Source organism: Terrimonas alba, assembly GCF_042434975.1.
GTDB classification, from domain to species: Bacteria; Bacteroidota; Bacteroidia; order Chitinophagales; family Chitinophagaceae; genus Terrimonas_B; species Terrimonas_B alba.
The window spans coordinates 1-24,999 of the sequence record NZ_JBHMQM010000006.1; the positions used below are offsets into that span (position 1 = coordinate 1).

A 24,999-nucleotide genomic window follows, 5' to 3' on the forward strand; every position below is an offset into this window, starting at 1 on the left:
AGGCATTGCGGTCGAACGTGTGTATTTCTGCTAAAATACGCTACTTCTTGTAACAAACAATTTTTTCAACTTGCTCTTTTTAAAGCGATTAGTAAAAAAAACGCTACTTGACTGAGTAGCGCAAATACAACTCAGGTTAGCGGTAAATCATCCAGAGGACTGATGATTTTAAGAAGATCTTTGTTACTTGTATGAAGATAACGCAAGGTCGTTTTGATATCATTATGACCAAGCAATTTTTGTATCATCGTTACATCGGTGCCTTTATCTATCAAATGGGTGGCAAAGCTATGACGCAGGCTATGAATACTACCCGGCTTTATTATGCCTGCCTTATTTTTAGCCGCTTGTATTACCTCCTGCAGACTGCGGGTGCTATAAGGCGTGCCTTTTGTAATACCTTCAAAAAGATAACCACTTTTATCAGGTTTATATTGCATCGCATACTCCCTTAGCATTACAAGCAATACGGGGCTTAGCGATACAATCCTGTCTTTTTTACCCTTCGCTTGTCTGACTAAAATGGTCATTCGCTTACTGTCTATTTCATGAGTCTTTATGGATACTACTTCACTGACACGTAAACCGGCACTATATGCCAGCATCAGCATTGCTTTGTGTTTTTTATTTTTTACACTATTAATGATAGCGGCCACTTCATCCTGGTTAAATATTTTAGGCAATTCGATTGGTTTCTTTGGCCGCGGTATTTCCCAAAAAAATTTTTCCCTTTTTAAAACCTGTTCAAAATAGAACTTGATACTGTTGATCCTGCTGTGCAGCGTATTTTCTGTCAACCCCAGCTTTTCATAGCAATAAACAAAATACCTTCTTAGCTCACCTGTTGTCAATTCACTTACCGGCTTATTTTTCAGAAGTTGCAATAATTGTAAAAACTCATTACGGTAAGTACTAATGGTAGATGGGCTATAAGCTTTCAGTTTTAACTGTTCAATGAATTTTTCCAAAGCCTGAAGGTTTTCTTTGCTTAGCTTCCACGCTGGCGAAACAAGATTAATTGTTTTGGCTTTTGCTTTTACTACTGTAGCCGGCGCTGTGGCAGCCATTACCTGTTTTCTTTTTTGCAAATATGTTTTTAAAGCCGAACTGTCTATTACAGCAATTTCTTTCAACGCTTTTATTGTGATGCTGTACGAATCCTTGTTCAGTGGCAGATACCAGCACTTATTTGTTTGGCTCCATTTAATACCCGGAATCTTTCTCACCACATTATTAATGACGCTGTGATTGGCATAGTATATACCAATACACTCCTGCTGGCGATGGTGAAGCGGCCGGAGGTTTACAGGTGGCATACTTGAATTTACAAAAAATAAAGACCCGATGCTGCATATAAAAGAGTTTCACCGGAGCGAAACTCTTTATAAAAAATCAGGGATATTTTTTAAAAACCCCTTTGGTTAGTTCCTCTTGGTTGTGGTAGTTCTTTGCGTGGTAGTTTTTCATCCCGCATCGCTGCATGGTACACAAAGGATGCTACGATCACGGAGATCTGCTGCAGATCTTCTGCAACCAGGTGATCATACGAATCCATATTGGTATGGTGCGTCCTTGTATCATACTCGATAGGATCCTATATAAACTGGAAACCGGGCAACCCTACGGCATCAAATGACAGGTGATCGGTGCCACCGGTATTGGAGATGGTAACCGTCCCTGCTCCCATTTCATGAAACGGCGCCAGCCATTGCGTAAAAATGTCTTTCACCTTTTCATTGCCCTGCAGGTAAATGCCCCGCACTTTACCGGTACCATTATCAATATTAAAATAGCTGGACAATTTAGCATGTTCCGGTTTCAATACCATATCAGCCGGGTCGGCAAAATGATTTTTTACATACCCTCTCGAACCCAGCAATCCCTGCTCTTCCCCACCCCATAGTGCAATACGGATGGTACGGCGTGGTTGTATGTTCAATGCTTTTAAGATGCGAACGGCTTCCATCATCACAGAGCAACCAGCCGCGTTATCCGTAGCACCGGTAGCTGCCTGCCAGCTATCGAGGTGACCGCCGAGCATGACGATCTCATCTTTCAATAATGGATCAGTTCCTTTTATTTCAGCCACCACATTATAACCCCTGGTGTCTTTCTCGTTGAACATTGTTTTTACATCCACATCCAGCTTGACGGGAACGCCTGATTTTGCCAGCCGGCAAATGGTTCCGTAATCTTCCGCCGTAATCATGATGTCTAAAAAATTATCCGGTGAACCAACGGTATAAGCTCCCCCACCCTGTACAAACAGTGTTCCGTCATGACCTCTCGGGCTGGCACTTAACATGGCGATGGCTCCTTCTTTTTCCGCCAGCGCTTTTAATTTGCCGGCAACAGAACCCGCTCCGCGGCTGCGTTGAAATTCCCGTATGCGGCGTTGCTGCGCCGTATCAGCAGCCTGGGTTTGACTACGGGGTTGTTGGGGTTTGGCATTCGCCATTTTATCCAGGTCTTCATCCGTAAAACGTTTCGCATCAGCCGTGAATGTTTGACGCAGCGTATCATTGCGGTACAATAAAACAATTTTGTTTTTCAGTTTGCCTTTATATTTTTCCAGTTCAGCAGAGTCTTTCGCTTCAATGATGATTATCTCTCCGCTCTGCAAACCTTTGGTACTCTTTGTCCATGTTTTAGGATAAGCGATCATGGGTTTGTAGTAAGGCGCTGTCAGCGCTACATAACTTTTTTGGAGCTCCCATCCTTTTCCAAATTCACCCCATGGTTCCAGGTTGGCATTTACCAATCCCCACTTGGTCAATTCTGTTTTGGCCCAATTGGCGGCTTTGGTATAACCGGGTGATCCCGCCAGCCTTGGGCCATTGGCATCGGTCAGGTGAAAAGCGATGTCCATCACCTTTGAGTTTTTTGTGCCTTCTTCTTTGATCTTGTTGATAGTGGTGAGATCCAGTTTTTCCTGTGCAAAAACGGACAGTGTAACAAAAAGAAATAACCCTAAAGCCGTTAGTTTTCTCATGTTGATTGTTGTTTAAAAAGTAAAATGAATTCCGGGTGAGATTGAAGCCCGGAACTTAGACGAGAGTGGAAAGTAAAAACTTTCGGAAGAACGCAGATTTTTTAAGACGGTTATGTTTAACAGAATTTGAGTGAGAAGTTGGATTCTCCACTATTAAAATTGCATTTATTATTCCCATGCGACCATAACGGATGCATTTCAAATTTTCGCTTTTTATTGTATTAACCCAAAGGCCACAGCAATTTACACAGAGGCCACGAAGGGTTTCTCTGGGGACTCTGCATCTTCCTTGTATATTTCTCCGTGGTTATATTTTCACCTGCTTAGTATAGCGACAAATTGGAGTAGGATCGACCCAAACAGGGTTGCCTCTGGAAAATAACTGCGCCAATCATCATAACCATATTGATCAGCGTTCCGGCTTATTTATTCACCGAAGTATCAGGCAATATAAAATTGATAGTATCCTTGGGGCCGCCGCAGTTCAGCATGCCATCCTTGTACTTCGGATGTTTAGTACCCAGGTAAGGGTTGCGCACCTCGTCGGTCTTGCTGAGCCAATACCCCGGCTGATCTTCACCAAACGCCATGGGACATTCCTGCCAATACAATTTGCCCTGGTCATATTTCACTACAATAAACAAAAGCCGCAGGTTCTCCGATAAATTATTTAAGGCAGTTCGCTTTTGATCAATAGCTGGTTCTTTTAATATATTGGCGATCTCAGTCCTGGCATTGCTCAATGGATCAAGCGCCGATTCGTAAATGCCGGTGGTATCTACCTTCAATTCTTCAATCTTTAAACTGTCCAGGGCTGTTTTCAACAGGTTGCCCTGCGTGGTTATCGCCGCAGTATCCCAGTTGACAAAGGCTTCCGACATGCCATAGTAAGCATCCAGCGCTGTTTGCACCGATTGATTGAATGCCGGGCTGTGTTTACTAACTGAAAGTGCAACTGGTTTAGGCCCTTTAGGCCCCTTTTTACCCTTAAATGCATACCATATATAGCCAGCCAGTAGCAACAATATAATGCCGAGAATAGCGAAAACCTTTTTCATGAGCCGTTTAAAATTTTACACAAATGTAAATCAAAGCCCGTAGAGCCGGTAATCCTTATTTTTGCGGCGAATTTTTCGGCGGGTGTGGAACTGTGAAAATGCCGAAATGGATGATTGGCTGAATAAAATTTGAGGAACCAAACTGCAGAATTGAAAAATTAAAAACTTTAAAACTTTCCATGTTAGCGGGACTACAAAATGTGACGTTTGAATTTGGCGCAAGGGTGATCATTGAAGATGCAACCTGGCATATACAACCCAACGAACGTATCGGCCTGATCGGGTACAATGGCACAGGCAAATCAACTATTTTAAAATTATTGGTAGGACAATACTCGCCTTCTGCCGGCACGGTAGAACGCAGCCGTACCACTTCTATTGGATACCTGCACCAGGATCTGTTGAGTTTTGATTCCAACGACAGCATTTTACAGGTAGCATTGGGCGCCTTTGAAAAAGTGTTGCAACTGGAGAAAGAAATTGAAGAGTTGGGTAAAGAACTCGAAAAAACGGGTGATGAAAAAACCTTGTATGAATACACCGATAAGTTGCACGAGCTGGAAACACTGGGTGGCTACAACATTCATCATAAGACGAAAGAAGTATTACAGGGGCTTGGTTTTTCCAATGCCGATCTCAATCGCCCTTATAAAGAATACAGCGGTGGATGGCGGATGCGGGTATTGCTGGCCAAAATGATCTTGCAGCAACCCGATTTGCTGTTGCTGGATGAGCCGACCAACCACCTTGACCTTCCTTCTATCGAATGGTTGGAAAAATATTTGCAACATTACCAGGGATCGGTAGTAATTGTGAGCCACGATAAATATTTTTTAAACCGCATGGTGACAAAGATCGTGGAAGTGTACCAGCAGCAATTGCATATCTACAATGGCAACTATGATTTTTATGAAAGGGAAAAAGCTATTCGTATTGAGATGCAGCAAAAGGCCTACGAAAATCAGCAGGACTACATCCGGCAGAATGAAAGACTCGTAGAGCGTTTCAGGGCCAAAGCCAGCAAAGCGGCTATGGCGCAAAGCATCATGAAAAAACTGGATAAGCTGGAACGGATTGAAGATGTGGCCATGGAGCGTCCTGATATCCGCATCAACTTCCGCGTGGATAAAGTGCCGGGCCGGGTATTGACAGAATTAAAACATGTATCCAAATCATTTGGTGATAATGTAATCGTGGAAGACACGTCTATTGAAATTGACCGCGGCGATAAGATCGCTTTGATCGGTGCCAACGGTAAAGGAAAGTCTACCCTATTGCGCATTATTGCCGGTGTAGAAAAAATAGACAGCGGTGAAAGAAAGTGGGGGCATAATGTTGAAGAAAGTTTCTATGCACAGCACCAGCTGGAAGCATTGAATGTGAACAATACGATTTTGGATGAAATGAAAGAGTGCGGCAGCCAGATGAATGAACTGGAATTACGGGGTTTATTAGGCTGCTTTTTATTCAGCGGTGATGATGCAGATAAAAAAATCAAGATCTTAAGTGGTGGTGAAAAAGCAAGAGTGGCATTAGCAAAAGTAATTGTCAGCAAAGCGAATTTCCTGATGCTGGATGAGCCCACTAACCACCTTGACATGCATAGTTGTGACCTGCTGATCGATGCGTTGCATAAATACCAGGGTAGTATTATCCTGGTAAGCCACGACCGGTATTTTGTTTCCAAAACAGCCAACAAAATTTGGGAGATCGTAGATCACAAGGTAAAAGAATTCAAAGGTGGCTATGACGAATGGGTGGTATGGAAAGAGAGAATGGCTAAGCAGGAAGCAGAGGCCAGGAAGGTACAAGGTGCAAGGAACAAGGAACAAGTAGAAATTAAGAAACCTGAAGTCAGCAATCAGAAGCCCGAGAAGTCAGAAAAGCACCTTCCCCCTGTTCAACCTTCTGACATCAAACCTCAGACTTCCGTTCCTATTAATAAAGAGGCAAAAAAGGAACTGCAGAAACAGCAACGTATTTTTCAACAACTGGAAGAACAGATCGCTGCGCTGAATACAAAGAAGGCGGTACTGGAATCTTCCCTGAGTGATCCTGCCACTTATTCTGATAAAAATAAATTTTTGCAGGCAGAGACAGAATATAAAAAAGCTGCGGAAGAATTGGAGAGATTAAATGCTCAGTACGAAAAGACTTTTGAACTGATCGTTTCATTGGAAGTCAAGTAGCCATTTTTTTGTTGGTATAAACTTTGTGATACCTTTTCTTTTGCAGCAATAGCATGCAAAAGAAATACCAGACATGTATCAAAACCTAAAGCCAATGAAAGTAAGCCACAATCATGTTTGTTGAACGCAGGCAAGGTTGTGGCAATTTTATTGGGTAAAAAAATTAAAACCATGCAAATGAAACAAAAAATCAGCAGGTTGCTATTATTATTTACCACGGTAGCACTTATCAGCAGTACATCGCCGGGATGCAAGTCGAAACCAAAGGATGCGGATGTAAAATCATCTGTTGAAACCGCCCTTCGGGCAAATCCTGAAACCAATGGATTAATGGTGGATGTAAAAGATGGCGTTGTTACGCTGAGTGGCGAAACAAAAAATGAAGAAGCAAAAACAAAAGCATCAGAACTGGCGACTGCCGTCAAGGGTGTAAAATCAGTGCAGAACAATGTTAATGTTGCGCCGCCGGCAACACCGGTTGAGATCACCGCCGATGATCCGCTTACAGCAGCGGTACGTGACGCTACCAAGGATTTTCCCACCGTGACGGCATCGGTAAAAGAGGGCGTTATCTCCGTGTCCGGAGAATTGAAATCAGCTGACTGGAAGAAATTGAAAATGTCATTGGATGGTTTGAAGCCTAAACGGGTGGATGCGTCCGGATTAAAAATTTCTAAATAACAACTAAAAACTACAACGATGGCACTACAGGATAAATACAAAGAACTCACTGATGCCGCAGCTACATCAGGGGTAAGCAATTTGCAGGTTCGTGAGCAGGACGGTGTTTTATACATCGATGGTGTGGCGCCCAATGGTTCGGTAAAAGATCAGCTTTGGAATATTTATGGGAAAATAGATCCCGATTTTCTCTCAGGAGATGTAGTGATGAATGTAAACGTGGCTCCTGCTGCACCCGGTACCAAAGCTAAGGTGACCACGGAGAAATCGAACCTGAATATCCGTAAAGGCCCTGGTACGGATCAGCCGATAGTGGGCAAAGCTGCTCATCATGAAATAGTAACCCTCGTTAGCAGGACCAACGACCAGTGGTGGCTGGTAAGAACAAAGGACGGAGAAGAAGGCTATGCCTATGCCCGATATCTCACACCGGAAGGAAGCTAAAAACTCAGCGTCTATAACAGAAAGGTTGTTTGCAAATGCAGGCAACCTTTTTTATTAGGTAGTCCTATCAAAAATCATTTGACCCCTGTTTACGCTTTTCGCCCCTACCCGTGCATTTTATCCCTAAACCCTTGCTGCACATCCCTGTAATTTGGCAAGGCCTTTACCGCAGGTATAGTTTTGTTGAACAACAAGATCACAATGAACAAAAACTTATTCCTGCTCTGTTTCCTTTTGTTATCGCTGCGGCTGGCGTCGCAGGTCACCATTTCAGGTGCTGTGAAAAATCAAAAACAGGAACCACTGAGCGGGGCCAGCATTTCCCTCGCAAACAGATACGACGGAACAACCTCAGCAATGGATGGCAGCTTTTCCTTTTCTGTGGACGATACCGGAACAGTAAAGCTTATTATTTCAAGCAGTGGTTACAGGTCATTTGAAGAAATAATCACGATCGGCGCAGCTCCTCTTGTTTTTAATGTGATATTAAAAGAAACTACAACAGAATTGCAGGCTGTTGTTATTTCGGCCGGAAGTTTCGAAGCCAGCGATAAAAAAAGAGGTACCGTATTAAAATCAATTGATATTGTTACCACAGCCGGTCAGCAGGCCGATATTGTAGCCGCATTAAAAACTCTGCCCGGCGCTCAGCAGGTAGGTGAAACGGAAGGGCTTTTTGTAAGAGGCGGAACCGGCGCCGAAACAAAAGTATTTATTGACGGAATGATGGTAAGCCATCCTTTCTATAGCAGTGTACCGGACATTGCACAACGCGGTCGTTTTTCACCCTTACTGTTTAAGGGCACGCTTTTCAGCAGTGGTGGTTATTCAGCGCAGTATGGCCAGGGCTTGTCTTCCGCATTACTATTGGAAAGTCTTGATTTACCTGCCCGGTCAGAAAGCAACTGGATTATTTCATCTGCGCAACTAAGCGTTACAGGACAAAAATTAAATCGCTCAAAAAATGGAAGCATCGGCGGTGGCGTGGCTTACTCTAATCTTGCTCCTTACTTCGGGATGGTGAAACAAAAATTTCAATATAACAAAGCGCCGGAGTTGATCAATACAGAGTTTCATGGCCGTCAAAAAACAAAGGAAGGAATGTTGAAGCTTTATGGCTACGTCAACGCCAACACTATTGCTTTTGCCAAACCAGGTGTAGAAAATGAAAACTGGCAGGAACAATTCAAATTGACCAACAAAAACCTGTACACCAATCTTACTTATACTACTGCGCTTAAAAGCAAGTGGAAATTGTATACCGGTATTTCGTTGAGTTATAATAAAGACAACATTCAGCGTTACGTGATCGCCAAAGACACGCTCAACAATTACTTTCTTCCTCATCTTGTTAATAGTACACACCATGCCAGAATCGTTCTTACACGAAACCTGGCAGGGGCCAGCAAATTGAATATCGGCGCTGAATGGCAGCGCATGACGGATAAGATAGAAGCAAAAGACAGTATTCCGTTTATAACGATACATGATAATTATATAGCGTCTTTTATGGAGGCGGATATTTATATCAGTTCAAAATTCGCAGGAAGAGCCGGTATGCGCTCAGAACACAGCAGCCTGTTACACCAGTCTGCATTTTCACCGAGACTTTCTCTGGCCTACCAATTCAATGATAAAAGCCAGGTATCATCAGCGTTTGGTTTTTTTTACCAGAAGCCGGAAACTCCTTACCTGTTTCGCAACAGCGATCTGTCTTTTACAAAAGCAATACATTATATACTCAATTACCAGTATGCCGCCGATGGAAAAATGCTTCGCCTGGAGTTATTTCATAAAGAGTATAAAAATCTGATAAGATATCCTTTCAATAATCCCGCCGCATTGCATAACGATGGTTACGGCTATGCAAAAGGGATAGAACTTTTCTGGAGAGATAAAAATACATTCAAAGGTTTCGATTACCGGGTGGCTTATTCCTGGCTCGATAGTAAACGCAAATTCCTGGATTATCCAAACAAGGTACAACCTGCGTTTGTAGCTACACATACAATCAATTTTGTTATCAAAAAATTTGTAGCCCCTATCTCCACTCATTTTTCAATGACCTATACTTACGCAAGCGGACGTCCTTATTATAACCCCAACCGTGCCGTTGCCGGCTTTATGAAAGACAGGACGATTGATTTTAATACTATGGGATTTCAGTTTAATCATCTCACACAAATCGGCAGGGCCTATATGGTATGGATATTTAACATGAGCAATGTGTTAGGTAACCGGCAGGTATATACCTATCGCTTCGCCGCTTCTAAGGACAGCCAGGGCAATTATCGGAGCGAAGCCATCACACCTATGGCAAAAAGATTCTTCTTTATTGGCGCCTATATCAGCATTGGTGTTGACAGGAGAAAAACAGTTATTGATTAGAGAGGAACACGGTTAATACGGACAGAACGGATTTGCACGGTAACAGAAAGCGAATACAATAATACAAGCAAAAAAATCTGTGTGTATCCATCTTATCCGTGTCATCCGTAAAAAAATAATTCTTTCAACTTAAAATTAAACACATGAAAAAATCTATCATCGCTGGTCTGTTGCTTATAGCAGCCAGTTGTAAATTGACCGGCCAAACAGCTGTTGAGTCAACCACCGGCATGAGCAAAAAATTTGTTGCAGCTATGGAAGCCAATTTGAAACTGCTGGATACTGCCAATGCTCCCGCTACTTTTATTATGCTGGCCAATAATTTTGAGCGCATTGGTAATGCAGAAAAAAACCAATGGCAACCTTTTTATTATGCCGCTTTTTGCTATGCGATTATGGTGGCTAACGTTCCGGATAAATCAAAAATTGACTTTTTTGCGGAAAAAGCGGCAAGCTATCTTGTATCCGCTGATGATTTGGAAAAAAATAATTCCGAAATCAGCAGTCTGCACGGTATGATACTTTATACACGTGTCTTGGTTGACCCGATCAGTCGCTGGCAAACGATGGGTAAAGAAGCTATGGATTACTTAGTAAAAGCCAAACAGCAGGACCCGTCCAATCCACGTCCCTATTTAATTGAAGCCAGGGCCAAATTGCACACACCCGAAGGATTAGGCGGCGGAGCCAAAGCTGCAAAATTGGCCATTGAAGAATGTCTCGCCAGGTTTAAGACCTTTGTCTCCGCAAACTCTTTAGCCCCGTCCTGGGGACAGGCGCAGGCTGAACGATTGTCAAAATCGATAGTTGCTCAATAATGATGCTGACGTGTTTAAATAGATATCTTCGTACCAACAGGTAAATCAGTATGCATATTTTCAAACAAAGCTTTCCCTTTACTTCTTCCTGGAAAAGCCAGCTAAAAACGGCACTGGGCTTTGGCTTATTCGTATTGACTTTCCTGTTGGTGTTTAAACCGTTTGGTTTGGACGCTATTCCCATGAACTGGCTATGGCTTGTCAGTATCAGTTATGGTTGCATTACATTCGGCTGTATTTTTTTAATGTTACTAACATTACCGTTTCTGTTTCCGCATTTTTTCAAAGAAGATAAATGGACTACCGGCAGGCAAATCCTGCATACCATCGCAATAGTAGTAGTGGTAGGTTGGGTCAATTATCTTGTGTCGCCTTTCCTGGTAGAGACCACTTACTCATGGCGGGATATGTTATGGTTCCAGGGAATTACATTGGCCGTTGCCTTGTTGCCCGTCACAGTTTTTACTTTATGGAAACAAAACAGTTTATTAAAAAAATTTGAGCGGCAGGCTGTGGTGCTGGAAAAAAAATTAAAAGAAAAACTGGACATTGAAAAGCAACAGGAATCTTTCGCTTTACCACAAGAAAAAAAAATTGATTTTCCCGCGATAGAGCTCACCGGCGATTACCAGGGAGAAAAAATAGTATTACAACCTGAAGACCTTTATTTTATTACCGCTGCCAATAATTACATCAAAGTTTATTTTGTCAAAAATGCCCGCCTGCGTGAAAAGGACAATGATGACAAGATACAGCTAAAACCTTCCTATTCCATTATCCGCATGACCATGAAAAAAGCTGAAGAAATGCTGGAAGCATGGCCGGTCTTTTTCCGTTGTCACAGGGCTTATATTATTAACCTCGATAAAGTGGCGCATGTGGAAGGCAATGCCCAGGGATACAAAATCCGGTTGGCACATACGGAAGAACTTATTCCTGTATCCCGCAACCTGAATAGTGAATTTTCGGACAAGCTGCTGGCGATAAGAGATAATGCGGCTTTGTCAACTGGTAAGTACTGATCAATAAAATTCATCCTTGCGTTTCTACTGCCGGCCACAAATTTTCAAACCTTTTTTGATAAGGATGCCGGCCTTCTTGCAGATGAAAGTGATACGGCTACATAAATCGCTTCCTGCTATTTTCTTTTCTCCCCATTCTCCAATAATCTTCTTAACTTTTATGAACAATCACATTGACCATGAAACCAAAGCCACTTCTTATTCCGGCAACCATAGTTGTTACCCTGCTTCTCGCTTTTCGTATTCATGAAAACAACACCCATTCATCCCGCTTATCTTCCATCCGGGAATATAAATTGGAAAATATTATCCGTTGCACCCCGGACTGGAATGAGCTGAAAGATTGGCTCGAAGAAGTGGACATCCCACCTATGCCCGGCGCCGGCAATTATAAATGGAACATCCATTCCAACAGCGATAGTGCCCAATTTTATTTCAACCAGGGCATCAACATGTATTATGGCTTTCACATTATTGAAGCCATGGCATCCTTTAAAAAGGCGGCAAGGTTTGATTCTTCCAATGCTATGTTTTATTGGGCACAGGCTTTGGCCTATGGACCGAATATCAATGATGGCGGCAGTTATACTGAAAAACAAGACGCTTACGCCACTGCACAAAAAGCATTGGCGATGTCAGCTAATAGCAGCGATAAAGATAAAATGCTGATCCTGGCGCAGGCCGTTCGCTATTCAAAGGATTCTGCTGAGAGCCGTGAAAAGCTGAATCAGTTGTATGCCGATAAAATGAAGGAAGCTTATGCAAAATTCCCCGATGATGCCGATATTGCCGCTTTATATGCCGATGCATTGATGCTGCAGCATCCCTGGGATCTTTGGTACACCAATGGTAAACCAAAAGAATGGACGCCCCGTATCAGGGAAGTGCTGGAAAAACTATTGAGCAATAATCCCAATCATCCCGGCGCCAATCATTATTATATCCATGTGATGGAGCCTTCTCCTTTTGCTGCCAAAGCGTTGCCCAGTGCTGATCGGCTGGGTGAGTTAAACCCTGGCCTTTCTCATTTGATACACATGCCATCACATATTTATTTGCGCACCGGCAATTATCAAAAAGGTTCGTTGGTGAATGAAAACGCCGTGAAGGCTTATAAAAATTATTTGCAATTGTTTGCACCGGTAGCTGCCGGCGATTTTATCTATCTCATACACAATCTGCACATGCAGACCAACCATGCCATGATGGAAGGTAACGCGGCATATGCTATTCAATCAGCCAATGAAACGGTGAATAGCGTTCCTTTGGCGTATTTGAATACAGGCGATGCATTTGGAAATTATGCGCAGTATATCCAAATGACTCCCGTGTTGGTCTATATCCGTTTTGGTAAATGGAATGAATTATTGTCGATGGCGCCGCCGGATAAGAGCCATGTGTACTCAACTATTCTTTATCATTTTGGAAGAGGCATGGCCCAGGCCCGCCAAGGCAAATTAAAAGAGGCCAAACAGGAGTTGGAAGCGTTGCTGTCATTAAAATCCGATTCATCATTAACATTGCGCATGCCTCCTTTCTCACCAGTGCTGGATGGTGCAATCGTTGCAGAAAATTTACTCAGGGGAAGCATTGCCCTTGCCGGGAAAAAATTTGATGAATCAATCGCTGCTTATAAAAAGGCTGTTGCAACGGAAGACGATATCGTGTATAACGAACCCCGTGACTGGATGCTTAATCCAAAACATTATTTAGGCAATGCTTTGCTAAAAGCTGAAAAATTTGATGAAGTAAAAGATATATTTGAAAAGGACCTGCGTATCAATAATGAAAATGGCTGGGCCCTGTTTGGTTTATACCAGGTATTCATGAGCCAGGGCAGAAAAAATGATGCGGAAAAGATGTTGGCCCGTTTCAAAAAGGCTTTTGCAAAAGCAGACATCCAGTTGTATGGCCCTGTTCTTTAATGTGTTTTTTTCAGTAACCAATATTAACATCCCCGGCTTTATTTGATTACGAAATCAGGATGAAAGGAATTAATTTCACGTAGTGATCAATTATTCCAGCCTGATGAAGTTTGTGATTTCTGTCTTTTCTCTTATTGTCTTTTCCTGTTCGGCCCTGGCACAAACAAATCCCGCCCGTCCAAAAATCGGCGTGACATTTAGTGGAGGTGGCGCCAAAGGGCTGGCACATATCGGTATTTTAAAAGCTATTGACTCTGCGGGTCTAAAAGTAGATTATGTTACCGGCACCAGCATGGGCGCCGTAATTGGAAGTTTGTACAGTATTGGGTATTCGGCTGACTCACTGGTGAAAATTTCCCGTTCTATCGATTGGGACCTTTTGCTGAGTAATCAATCGGGACTGCGTAGTTTGTTTATGGAAGAAAAAGATGAGTATTCCAAGTACGATATTGAACTGCCCTGGGTGAATAACCAATTTAAAATATCTACCGGTTTTTTAGAAGGCCAGGAGTTGTGGCTAAAATTTTCAGAACTGTATTTTCCTGTCAGCAATATCAAAGATTTTTCACAGTTCAATATCCCATTCAGGGGCATTGCAACAGACGTCGGAAATGGTGAGGCCATTGTTTTAAAAGATGGCGAGATCATTACGGCGATTCGTTCCAGCATAGCGATTCCGTCTTTATTTACCGCTTCCAGTCATAATGGAAAGTTATTGGTGGATGGGGGTATCAGCCGCAACTTCCCGGTAAGGGATGTAAAGGAAATGGGTGCCGATTATGTAATAGGCAGCACCGTCGCTACGGGATTGTTGCCACCGGAAAAAGTAAAAAATATTGTTCAACTGTTATTACAAATCGCTTTTTTCAGGGAGGCGGAGGATGTAAAAAATGAAGTGCCGCTTTGCGATATCTATATTCCGTTTAACCTGGAAAAATACAGCATGGCCAATTTTAATGATACTGAAGAAATACTGGAGATCGGTCTCGAAGAAGGAAGAAAAATGTATCCTAAGTTCAAGCATTTGGCTGATTCGTTAAATGAAAAATATGGGATACAACCGGTAGATCATCAACGCCTGCCTGTTTTGAAAACTGTTTATATCGATTCGGTGCGGGGCAATGGCTTTGATAACACGACCAAAGCTTTTTTTCTGAATACCATGAATTTCAAATTGCATAAAAGCTATACGGCCGTTGAAATTGCCAATATGGTGCGACAGGCATTTGGAACAAGGTATTATAATCGCATCACGTATTCACTGGAACAAAGAGCTGACAGCAATTATACCATCGTTTTTGATGTGGCTGAAAACCCGCTGAGTTTTTTAAAAGCGGGGTTGCATTTCAACCGGTTTTCGGGCATCGGCGTTATCGCCAACATCACGACCCGCAATTTTCTTTTACCCAATTCACGCAGCCTGGCCACCGTGAATATTGGCGAAAGCTTTCGTATCAAAGGGGAACATCTGCAATACCTGGGGCGGCGGAAAGATTTTGGGTTTACATTAAAAGCACAACTTGATCGTTTTGATGTTACCACCTATGACCTGTATAAACGAACAGGTCTATACAAACAAAATTTTGCAGAAGTCAGTGAAAAATTACATTTCTCACCGGGTAAAAGTTTTACGATTGGCATTGGGCACCGCTTTGAGTGGATCAATTACAATCCCCGCATTTCATCTTCTTTTGAATTCAAAGGGAAAAATAATTTTTCAACGGTATTCTCTTATTTAAAACACAATACGCTGGATCGAAATATTTTTCCGCGAAGAGGTATTAAACTGGATGCTGAATTTGGAAGAGTATTGACACAACAAGTAAGAATCAATTTCCTTATCAGTGGTGAGCCGCCAACAAATCCTGATTCATTGAGGACATCTGGTCATCCCTATTGGCGGACATCTTTTTCAGCAGAAGGTTACTTACCGCTCAACCACCGATTCACCGCCTTTGCCAATATGCAAACCGGCATCAATTTTAATTACTCCCGCAATATCATGAATGAATTTGTGATTGGCGGCCTGACAAAGATTGTGCGCAACCAGGTATTGTTTGCAGGATTGCAGGAAGCTGTTATTTACTCCCCGGCCATTGCCACTTTCCAGGGTGGACTGCGAACTTCTTTGTTTACCGGTGCTTATTTGACCGGCCGGGCCAATGTTCTCTTTAATAATTTTATCAGCCGGAGCCACTTTTTTAAATACGAAGATTTGTACACGGGTTATGCCCTCACCTTCTCTTATAATTTTGCCTTAGGCCCTCTTGATGTGAGTGTGATGTATTGTGACCAGACAAAAAAAGTACAGTCCTATATTAATCTTGGAATTCCTTTTTAAGACGATTGATTGAAATATCGTGGTCGCGGGCCAACATCATCATGCCTGTTTACGATATAATACAGACCAATTTCGCCATTGAAAAATTGTCTGGTCGTCGTAAGTGTCAATTTTGTTTTATTCGTTGGTTCAGTAAACAACGGAATGCCTTTTCCAAAAATCACCGGGTTCACAAATATCCAGTAGCTATCTATTAAATCAAGCTGCATCAGCGTTTTTGTCAAAACCGGACTGCCAAAGAGTAAAATGTTTTTTCCGTCCCGGCTTTTGATAGCATTAATTTCATCCTGTATATTTTCACGGATGACGCTTGTATTGGGCATACCTTCATCTGTCAGCGTTTTTGAAACAACGATTTTGTGAGCCTTATTATACCAGGTCGAATAGGCAACGGTGCCACCAGAAGCATTAGGAGTATCTTTAGCCGCCGGCCAGTAACTATTTAATAATTGATAAGAATTTCGTCCAAATAAAGCGGCATCCGCCTCTTCCGTCAACTGGCATACGAAATCAAGATTTTCTTCACCCCCGGGAAAATCATCAAATTCACCCTTAAGGCCGGCTACAAAACCATCCAATGAGGTATGAACAACCAGAATTAATTTTCTCATCTGTTTCGTTTGTGGAGGTTAAATTTTCTTTTGGCCTGGTTCGTTTTTGACTGCATGCTTTGTGAAGCTCATGCTTCGTCAAGCTCAGCATGACAGAAATTAATTACCGTTTTTCAGCTTCATATAATGCTCCCTTTGTTTGGCATCGAAATGTTCTATCGAATAGCGCAATAAGGTACGCGGCATGGTAGCAGCATGTTTATCCAAAAAACTCAACAGTCTTTTTTTATCCTTAGCACCTGCAAAGCGAAGCATCCAGCCTGTTGCTTTATGAATCAAATCTTCCTTGTCTTTTACCAACAGCTCAGCGATCTTAAAAGTGTCATCGAGGTCACCCTGTCGTATAAAGTAACAAGTACTTAAAATGGCGGTTCGCCGTTCCCAGATATTCTTTGATTTAACAAGCTTGTACAATGAATTCCTGGGCTTGTCAAACAGGTAACTACCAGTCATATGTAAACAACCGAGGTCAACAAGATCCCAATTGTTGATCCTGTCATGTCGCTTCATATACAAATCATAAAATGACTTGAGTCGATCCGCTGTTATCTTTTTTGTTCTTGACTCTTTATCCATAATGCTAACGGCGCCTGCCCGTATTTCATGGATCGGGCTTTCCAATAATTTTTCGATTTCATTTACCGGCATACCAGCAAATTCCTTGGCCAAGCTAAACAGCTGCCCCATCTTTACCCCAATGAATTTATCGCCTTCTCCATATTGTCCTTCACCGGATTTGAAATAACGCTGTATCTTTTTTAATTCAACATCCGATTGATGTTTCTTTACCTCTTCGATAAAATGCCCGGCAGTTAATTGCTTTTTTTCAGCAGTAATTTTTACCGTCTTTTTTGGTGTGGCTGTTTTGGTTGGCATATAAGCTATTTTTTTAACCTTTTCCTTGCCTCATCCAGTTCTTCATTGTCTTTGATTCTTATTTTGACAATCTTCTGCACCAATGATGCAGGCAAAGGTTTGGCCGGAGTAAAATGAATAGTTGTTCCGGTGGTTTTATAAAGTTGCAGTTCTTTTTCGAGTGTTTTTAAAATGATTTTATTGATGACAACAAGGGAACAATGATCTTTGAAAGCCGCAAAGTGCACCAACGGGCCCAGGTATTTGTAAGTTGGGATTTGATAGCTGATGATCTCCTCTGCTTTCGGTGCCGCTTTGATGATTGTTTGCCGGAGCTTTTCCAGCATGCTCTTCATGTCCGCAGGGACCATTTCGAGGTATTCATCCACAGTTTTGGCTGGCGTGGTTTTGACTTTCATTTTTTGCAAGAAAGTTTACTGGTGATGTTTTAAAATCAAAAAGCAATTCCTGGGTTTAAAAATCGCTTTTAATTAGGGATAGCTATTTTTGATCGTAGGCTTTTTGCAGGGCAGCTATATCCAGCTTTCTCATTTGCATAAGTGCTGTCATAACATTTTTTGTATTGCCGTGTTTACTGTCGCTCATCAGCTTGTCAAGGATTTTTGGTACAATCTGCCACGACACACCAAATTTATCTTTTAGCCAACCGCACTGACTTTTTTCTCCACCTTCGGAAAGCTTCTCCCAGAAATAATCGACTTCCTGCTGGTCTTCACAGCTTACAAAAAAAGAGATGGCTTCTGTAAATTTAAACTGCGGACCGGCATCAAATGCATGAAATTTTATTCCATCCAGTTCTACCGTAGCTCCCATTACCTGGTCTTTTGGAAACGGAGTGCCTTCTCCCCAATAGTTGATACTGGTAACTTTTGAATTTTTAAAAATAGAGGCATAGAAGTTTACAGCCTCTTCTGCTTTTCCATCGAACCATAAAAAAGGAGTGATTTTCTGATTTTGCATATGGTCTGATTTTTTAGGTTGTTATTTTATTGGTTTGAATAATGTTGATCTCTGCCTGTTTCACTACTTCGTATACAATATGACTGGCTGCCGGCGTATCGGTGCTGGCTAATTTTTTTAAACTGATCGGGTGCTGGCCGATAGTTTCAAACAAGCGGGTACCGGCATTCAACAAGATCGGGGCAATATGTATATGCAGTTCATCAACCAACCCGGCTTTGATAAATTGCCGGATTGTATAAGCACCGCCCATGACACAGATATTTTTGCCACCTGCAACGATCTTTGCCTTTTCTAATGCATCCTGAATGCCCTTTGTAATGTAGGTGAAGCCTGCTACTTCTGACGTTGGCTTTTGACTGCACAATACGAAGGCCGGTATTGTAAATGGCGTAAGACCTTCCCAGGCGCCGTTGATGGCTGTAGAATATGTAATATTTCCACAAATCACTGCCCCGGATGAATTCATCAGCTCATCCAATACTTCATTGTCGGCAGGAGTCTTTTCTGCAAACAGCCAATCATGAAGACGTTGACCATTCCTGCCCATCGGGTGTTCTTCTGTTATGCCCGGCCCGGCAATAAATCCATCCAATGACATGGTAATATCTGCAATTATCTTTTGCATCGTTTACAGATCATCCTGGTTAAACACCAGGGTGATTTTCTACTGTAAATTTGCAATGAAAATAAAAACCAGGCAGGGTGTAAAAACGTCAGTTTAAGGGGTAACTTCCGCCAAATAGCAGCAAACCCCGCACCATTAAAATTGCAGGAGAACTCAGTCGAAAAGATAGCAAGACTGCCTATGAAGATTGCTGCATCGCCTTTACAAAATCACTGACAAGATAACTGATCAGTTTCCCGGTAGAATTATCCGTGCGACCGTCTGACAAACGAATAGCACCTTCACAAATATGCAGGTAGGCCGGCTTTGCATCTGCGGCGGCGAATGAAACATATTGCCTTGCATGAATCGGCGTAATCCCGGTTGGCGTCATGGCACTACTCAGTGTATGTTGTACAGCATCTAAATCAAGCTCGACACCGCACAATGTATCTTCCGTGAAGCCGGTAGCATGGGCTACTGCCTGCATAAAATTTCTTTTGCCATGAATAAAAATATCTTCAAAGGTTATGCAGTCGATAAACGGATTATTTACAATGTCCATCCAGATATTTTGTGGCAGATAGTTTTCATGTAAACCAACAATACAATACTTCTGCAGGTAGCCATCTTCCTCTGCATAACGGAAGGGGTTGCCGCTGTGTCTTCCTTCCAATGGGCGATAATCTGCATGGGCATCCAGGTTAATACAGTTGATCTGTGCCAGCGGAATTGTTCCCGCCTTATACCAACCCTTTGCAGCGCCTTTTATCAGCGGGTATGCATTATTGTGCCCACCACCTATCACTATCGGGATCTTTTGGTATTCGGTGATGATCTTCGCCATTTTCTCTACTTCGTCGTCAATACTGTTAACAGCATGACGATAAGCTTCCAGCTTCTCTCCTTCATCATGTGCCGTATGATCGATCAGGTAAAGGATATCACCAAAATCAAAATGACCTGCCAGCGCAATATCATCACCACTTAAAAAATCATTGCTCTGGATATTTAAGAAGGATTGCAAAAAAGAGAACCAGGCCGTGTCTGTGCCACCCAGGCCGGGATTGGCTTTTACGCCAATATCTTCGGGTATGCCAAACAAAATATACTTAGCGGTGGTGGTTTGAAGAAACTCTTCCAGTTTACTGCTATTGGGAATAAAATGTAACCGCTCCCCCAGCTTTGTCTCAAACTTGCGAATCCTGGTGAGTGAAAGAATATCCTGTTTGGTGTAAAACTTAAAATGTTGCATGCAAATTGTTATATCTGACAATTTAAAGAAAATAAACTTGCATCAGGGGTGATGATTGATTTTTATTTCAACACTATTGAGTCTCTTCTGCGGTATCGGGAGATTTTGGACTTCCCGGGTTAAATATTTTTTTCACTGCCTTGCCCAGTTTGTTGAGGTTATCAATTTGCTCCTGTATTGGCGCCAGTGTAAGATCACCTGATTGAACACCGCTTTCTAAAAACTCCACTTCGGTTTGCTCGGGGTATAGCAGGATGAAATTATTTTCCGTAAACTGCTTTAGAATTTTTGTTTGCAAAGTATCCATGAATGACTGGTAAGACAAAGTGCCTTTTCTTGCATTGACGATCACAATAAGATCATCTCTTGTAATTAGACCGGAAAGAACCAGGAAATCATCAGCGGTTTCGAAATCGCTATAGTTCACTTCCACCGTTATCTTTCTCTTACGGAGTTCGTCCTGAAAAGCCTGCCTTGTCGCGGGGTCACTGCATACCACCAATCTTGCTCCTGCCTGGCGGGATAGTAACAACATTTTTTTTAGCCAATGCTTGAACCCGATCTCATACTGTGCATTGGGTGTAACAAGCAGGAAGATTTTTCTTGCTGTGTTAACGGGGTGCTGAAAATTGCAGATATAAACTGTTTCCCATACGGTATCGATAATGTTTTGCGTATTGGTTCCAAACAGTGAATTCACGAGGAAGTTTGTAGTGCTTCCACCCTTTTCACTCCACTGCAATACCACATCGGAAACAAATCTTTCTTTCACAGCTCTCGCTACGCCATTACTCATGTTCAGATCAACCCTGTTCAAAACCTGTAATTTGGTGTCCGTTTCTGCGCCGTGTTTAATCACTTTTTCAAGCTTCTTCTGGTTTAGCTTCACTCTTCCTTTCGCTTCCGCATCATCCTGCACAACTGATAAAAGATCGATGGGCAATTTGTTAGTATCGCCTTTGATCATCACGGCAAAATCAACCAGCTCTTCCATTTTTTCAATATCCACAAAAGGAATTAACAGCTTTTCCTGTTCATTCACGACCTCCGGTAATTTATTGGCTTCCGATATCGCCAAACGTTTGCCCGCATTTGCTGTAACAAACGATCCGACCATGCAGGTCACCAGGATCAGGATGATGGTTCCATTCAACACATTTTCATCTATCAATCCAATGTTGAAACCAATAAGAATAACAGCGATGGTAGCCGCAGCATGTGATGTGCTTAAGCCAAAGATTACATTGCGCTGTGTGGAGGTGTAACCAAATATTTTTTGCGTGATAAATGCGGCAAGCCATTTGGTGAACACGGCCATTGCCGTCAACGTACCGGCAATGATCAGCGCATCAGGTCCTTTTAGCAACACCCGCAGGTCCACGATCATACCTACACTGATCAGGAAAAACGGAATGAAGATCGCATTGCCTGTAAATTCAATGCGGTTCATTAAAGCTGATGTATGCGGTATTAGTTGATTGAGTGCTAACCCGGCGAGGAACGCCCCGATTATTCCTTCCACGCCCGCCAATTCTGCCAGCCAGGCGGCCAGGAAGACCATCGCTAATACAAAGATGAAATGCGTGGTCTGATCATCTTTTATCCGCTTAAAAAACCAGCGGCCGATAAAGGGAAATCCAAATAATACACCAAAGGCAAATAGCAAAAACGATCCGCCCAGTTTTAACCAAAACGCCTGGTTTAACTGGCCGTCAGCGGCGCCTGTAATAACAGCCAGGATTAATAACACAGCTGTATCTGTAATAATCGTTCCTCCGACTGCAACAGTTATCGCTTCATTTTTGGTGATGCCCATCCTGCTGGCGAGTGGATAGGCCACCAGTGTATGCGTGGCAAACATGCTCGACACCAGCAACGAACCCATAAAGCCGAAATGCAAAAATTGATAGCACAATAAAAAGCCAAGGCCCATCGGAATAGCAAAAGTGAAAAAGCCAAATACCATGCTTTTGTATTTGTTCTTTTTAAACTCGGCCATATCCAGTTCAAGACCGGCCAGGAACATGATGTACAAAAGCCCTGCCTTCCCAAAAAGATCAATACTGCCCTTCGCTATAATATTGAAGCCGTGGTCACCAATGGCCATACCGGCCAGTATTAATCCAATGATACTGGGTATTCGCAATTTGCGCAACAGTATTGGCGCCAGTAAAATAATGAATAAAACAATGGCGAAAATAGGTACCGGGTCTTGCAAAGGAAATCTGATCTCCAGCAAATTCATAGTTTCAAATTAAAGGGTGAACAGCAAGCCCGTTTTGCATTATGGTCAAATCAAACAACAATTGATTGAACGCAACAAAAATAAGTTATAATATGTCAGGACGTTCTGAAAACTGGCTTTCCTCTACAAGCTGATCGGGCTTCTTTTTATAAAAAATCATGCCAAGAGCCATAATGATACTGGTAGTAAGAATTATATAAAAAAGAATGCCGTCATTAAAGTTGTTTAGCTTGAGGTGAGCAGGGATTTTATAAAAAAGAACAATCGTTATTAACCCGCGGGGGATAAAAAAGGTTTCGGGAAAAAGGTTGGTGCGAACGAAAAATTGCAGGTAGAGAATACGGACAATAAATAGTGCTATTACCATCAGGCTACCCACTATGATCACTTCTTTTTCTGAAAGAAATTGTAATGAAATTGAAAACCCAAACAACAAAAAGAAGAAGGTACGAATGAGAAAAGAAGTCTCAGCCGTCACCGAATGTAAAAGATGGCGTAGCGCATCTACCTGCTCATGTGGAAAATGATATAATACTTTCTTCCATCTCAATTTTTCCCAATTATTGATCAATAAGCCAAAGGAAAGAATAATGAGTAGTGAGGGTAAATGAAAAATCTTGCCGCCGGCGTAGATCAATATCAGCAGCGAAAAGATGAGGAAGAATTTGATGTTCAATTTTGTTTTGGCTAAAATGAGCAGAAGCAAAAACGATAGCAGCACAGAAAGAATTATCGATAAGCCGATATTGACACCAAACATGCCGATTGACCGCCATTGCAGGATATCACCCGCGGTAAAATAATTGAACACAATAATGCCAATGATATCGGAAAAGGAAGCTTCATACACCAGGAATTCCTTTTTTGTGCATTCAGCGGATTGATGCTTGGAATAACAATCGAGCTACTCATGATCGAAAGCGGGACGGCATATACCAGGCATTTATTAAAGGGCTCGCCGAGCCAGTAGTTAAGAATGATGGTAAGTAAAACAGTGGAGAAAACAAAAATGAAAAGGGCCGAGAAGAATGAATCACGGATCAGTTTTAGCTTATCCTTTCCTACTTTCAGATCCAGGCCAGCCTCCAGCACGATCATAATCAGACCCACCACCCCCAACGATTCAATCAGCTGATCAGAAAAGAAAAAATTCCATTGATAAAGATCAGCAACCGCCCGGAAGCCGATGCCGGCAAATAATAGCAGCAATACAGAAGGTATACGAATATAGCGACTGACAATTGAAAACAAGTACGACAAAACAACCAGGCTACAAATAACAATCAATATTTCCTCGGTATTTAATCCATACATCCGGTGAAATTAAGAAAAATGGTTAGACCCACTCTCCTTTCAACATCACTTTATCAATAAGATTATGACCAAATGAATAAGGAAAATAAGCCAGTGATGGAATCGGTTTTGTAATGATCAGGTTAGCTTTTTTACCGGGCATGATGCTGCCAACCTCATTTTGCAATTCCATAGCAAAGGCGCCATTGATCGTAGCTGCATTGATGGCTTCTCCGGGCAGCATCTTCATTTGTATGCAGCTCATCGCTACCACCAGGTTCATATTGCCACTGGGCGATGATCCGGGATTATAATCGGTTGCCAAAGCGATAGCGGCACCGCTATCGATCAATTGCCTGGCAGGTTGAAATGGCATGCGCAAAAAGAAAGCTGCTGTAGGCAACAGTGTACCGATTGTATCGGCATTCGCCAATTGACCGATATCATCTTCGGTCATCGTTTCTAAATGATCGAGTGAGAGGGCGTTTAATTCTATTCCTGTTTTTATACCGCCAATACTGTTGAGTTGGTTGACGTGTAATTTTGGTTTTAGCCCATACATCATGCCAGCCTTACAAATCCTTTCAGTCTCTTGCGGAGAAAAGAAACCAGTTTCACAAAACACGTCGATGTAATCGGCCAGGCTTTCTGCGGCTATTACAGGCAGCATTTCATTGATGATAGAATCAATATATCCCTGGTGATCTTCTTTAAACGCCAGCGGGTAAGTATGGGCGCCTAAAAAAGTGGCTTTGATAGAAAGTTTCGATTTTTCTTTTAATTTTTTAATCACCCGAAGCATTTTCAATTCACCTTCTACAGTTAGTCCATAACCACTTTTTATCTCAATAGCACCGGTTCCCAGTTTGCTTACTTCTTCCAGTCTCTTCCATGCCCTGGTAAAGAGCTCGTCTTCCGAAGTTTCATTTAACTTGTTTGCCGAATTCAATATGCCGCCACCTTTTGCTGCTATTTCAGCATAACTCAATCCTTTTATTTTATCAATAAATTCATTCTCCCGGCTGGCTGCAAATACAAGGTGGGTATGGGAGTCGCACCAGGCTGGAAGGATCATTTGACCGGATAAATCGACAGAAGATGACGGCTGATGGTTGACAATAGACAGCAATTCCTCCATTCTGCCATATTCTACTATTTCATCATCTTCGACAAGCAGGTAGGCATTCTCAATACAAGGCAAATGCGCCAGTTCTTTTCCCCGCAGCAATTCATTTTGCAAGCGGGTATTCACCAGTAGTTTGATGTTTGTAAATAGTGTGGCCGGCATAGACGC

The 24,999-nt window shown here is 42.3% G+C and carries 21 protein-coding genes; 8 read left to right on the forward strand and 13 right to left on the reverse strand.

The features are described from left to right. Positions 1-131: 131 nt before the first annotated feature. From ACFEL9_RS17105 to ACFEL9_RS17120, 4 genes are all read right to left on the reverse strand, one after another. Positions 132-1,316, reverse strand: a complete 1,185-nt coding sequence (locus ACFEL9_RS17105; RefSeq protein ID WP_385892619.1) for a tyrosine-type recombinase/integrase — start codon at positions 1,314-1,316, stop codon at positions 132-134. Between the two features lie 89 nt (positions 1,317-1,405). Continuing rightward, the gene (locus tag ACFEL9_RS17110; RefSeq protein WP_385892622.1) at positions 1,406-1,555 is read right to left on the reverse strand and encodes a hypothetical protein; all 150 of its coding nucleotides are present in this window, start codon (positions 1,553-1,555) and stop codon (positions 1,406-1,408) included. Positions 1,556-1,594: 39 nt separating this feature from the next. Further along, positions 1,595-2,992: a M20/M25/M40 family metallo-hydrolase gene (locus tag ACFEL9_RS17115; RefSeq protein ID WP_385892624.1), complete on the reverse strand. Its 1,398-nt coding sequence runs from the start codon at positions 2,990-2,992 to the stop codon at positions 1,595-1,597. 422 nt (positions 2,993-3,414) lie between these two features. Continuing rightward, positions 3,415-4,050, reverse strand: coding sequence for a DUF3347 domain-containing protein (locus ACFEL9_RS17120; protein WP_385892626.1), 636 nt, complete (start codon positions 4,048-4,050; stop codon positions 3,415-3,417). Positions 4,051-4,229: 179 nt separating this feature from the next. On the opposite strand from ACFEL9_RS17120, the gene ACFEL9_RS17125 reads away from it, so the two are divergent. The 8 genes from ACFEL9_RS17125 to ACFEL9_RS17160 all read left to right on the forward strand — a co-directional run bounded on the left by ACFEL9_RS17125 (position 4,230) and on the right by ACFEL9_RS17160 (position 15,858). Then, complete coding sequence (locus ACFEL9_RS17125) at positions 4,230-6,239, forward strand: ATP-binding cassette domain-containing protein (RefSeq protein ID WP_385892629.1); 2,010 nt, start codon at positions 4,230-4,232, stop codon at positions 6,237-6,239. A gap of 177 nt (positions 6,240-6,416) precedes the next feature. Continuing rightward, on the forward strand, positions 6,417-6,920 hold the full coding sequence (locus ACFEL9_RS17130) for a BON domain-containing protein (RefSeq protein ID WP_385892631.1): 504 nt from the start codon (positions 6,417-6,419) through the stop codon (positions 6,918-6,920). A gap of 18 nt (positions 6,921-6,938) precedes the next feature. After that, positions 6,939-7,364 (forward strand): SH3 domain-containing protein, encoded by a 426-nt coding sequence (locus ACFEL9_RS17135; protein ID WP_385892634.1) that lies wholly within the window; start codon positions 6,939-6,941, stop codon positions 7,362-7,364. Between the two features lie 201 nt (positions 7,365-7,565). After that, positions 7,566-9,752: a TonB-dependent receptor gene (locus ACFEL9_RS17140; protein ID WP_385892637.1), complete on the forward strand. Its 2,187-nt coding sequence runs from the start codon at positions 7,566-7,568 to the stop codon at positions 9,750-9,752. A 143-nt stretch (positions 9,753-9,895) separates the two neighbouring features. After that, on the forward strand, positions 9,896-10,570 hold the full coding sequence (locus ACFEL9_RS17145) for a hypothetical protein (RefSeq protein WP_385892640.1): 675 nt from the start codon (positions 9,896-9,898) through the stop codon (positions 10,568-10,570). A gap of 50 nt (positions 10,571-10,620) precedes the next feature. Next, positions 10,621-11,592, forward strand: a complete 972-nt coding sequence (locus tag ACFEL9_RS17150) for a LytR/AlgR family response regulator transcription factor (RefSeq protein ID WP_385892643.1) — start codon at positions 10,621-10,623, stop codon at positions 11,590-11,592. Between the two features lie 179 nt (positions 11,593-11,771). Then, positions 11,772-13,517 carry a tetratricopeptide repeat protein gene (locus ACFEL9_RS17155; protein WP_385892646.1) on the forward strand — a complete coding sequence of 582 codons (1,746 nt, stop codon included), beginning with the start codon at positions 11,772-11,774 and terminating at the stop codon, positions 13,515-13,517. A gap of 82 nt (positions 13,518-13,599) precedes the next feature. Continuing rightward, positions 13,600-15,858, forward strand: coding sequence for a patatin-like phospholipase family protein (locus ACFEL9_RS17160; protein ID WP_385892649.1), 2,259 nt, complete (start codon positions 13,600-13,602; stop codon positions 15,856-15,858). On the opposite strand, the gene ACFEL9_RS17165 is transcribed toward ACFEL9_RS17160, so the two are convergent. From ACFEL9_RS17165 to hutI, 9 genes are all read right to left on the reverse strand, one after another. Then, complete coding sequence (locus tag ACFEL9_RS17165) at positions 15,855-16,469, reverse strand: dihydrofolate reductase family protein (protein WP_385892652.1); 615 nt, start codon at positions 16,467-16,469, stop codon at positions 15,855-15,857. The genes ACFEL9_RS17160 and ACFEL9_RS17165 overlap by 4 nt on opposite strands. A 99-nt stretch (positions 16,470-16,568) precedes the next feature. Then, complete coding sequence (locus tag ACFEL9_RS17170; RefSeq protein WP_385892655.1) at positions 16,569-17,345, reverse strand: DNA alkylation repair protein; 777 nt, start codon at positions 17,343-17,345, stop codon at positions 16,569-16,571. A 5-nt stretch (positions 17,346-17,350) separates the two neighbouring features. After that, positions 17,351-17,743: an iron chaperone gene (locus tag ACFEL9_RS17175; RefSeq protein ID WP_385892657.1), complete on the reverse strand. Its 393-nt coding sequence runs from the start codon at positions 17,741-17,743 to the stop codon at positions 17,351-17,353. An 82-nt stretch (positions 17,744-17,825) separates the two neighbouring features. Further along, positions 17,826-18,305, reverse strand: coding sequence for a VOC family protein (locus tag ACFEL9_RS17180; RefSeq protein WP_385892659.1), 480 nt, complete (start codon positions 18,303-18,305; stop codon positions 17,826-17,828). Positions 18,306-18,318: 13 nt separating this feature from the next. Continuing rightward, on the reverse strand, positions 18,319-18,933 hold the full coding sequence (locus tag ACFEL9_RS17185; RefSeq protein WP_385892662.1) for a dihydrofolate reductase family protein: 615 nt from the start codon (positions 18,931-18,933) through the stop codon (positions 18,319-18,321). Between the two features lie 178 nt (positions 18,934-19,111). Further along, positions 19,112-20,167, reverse strand: coding sequence for a formimidoylglutamase (locus ACFEL9_RS17190; RefSeq protein WP_385892665.1), 1,056 nt, complete (start codon positions 20,165-20,167; stop codon positions 19,112-19,114). Between the two features lie 73 nt (positions 20,168-20,240). Continuing rightward, on the reverse strand, positions 20,241-22,412 hold the full coding sequence (locus ACFEL9_RS17195; RefSeq protein ID WP_385892668.1) for a cation:proton antiporter: 2,172 nt from the start codon (positions 22,410-22,412) through the stop codon (positions 20,241-20,243). Positions 22,413-22,497: 85 nt separating this feature from the next. Then, a complete protein-coding gene (locus tag ACFEL9_RS17200) occupies positions 22,498-23,262 on the reverse strand; it encodes a cation:proton antiporter (RefSeq protein ID WP_385892670.1) in 765 nt (254 codons plus the stop codon). Positions 23,263-23,748: 486 nt separating this feature from the next. Then, positions 23,749-24,993 (reverse strand): imidazolonepropionase, encoded by a 1,245-nt coding sequence (gene hutI / locus ACFEL9_RS17205; protein ID WP_385892673.1) that lies wholly within the window; start codon positions 24,991-24,993, stop codon positions 23,749-23,751. Between the last annotated feature and the right edge of the window lie 6 nt (positions 24,994-24,999).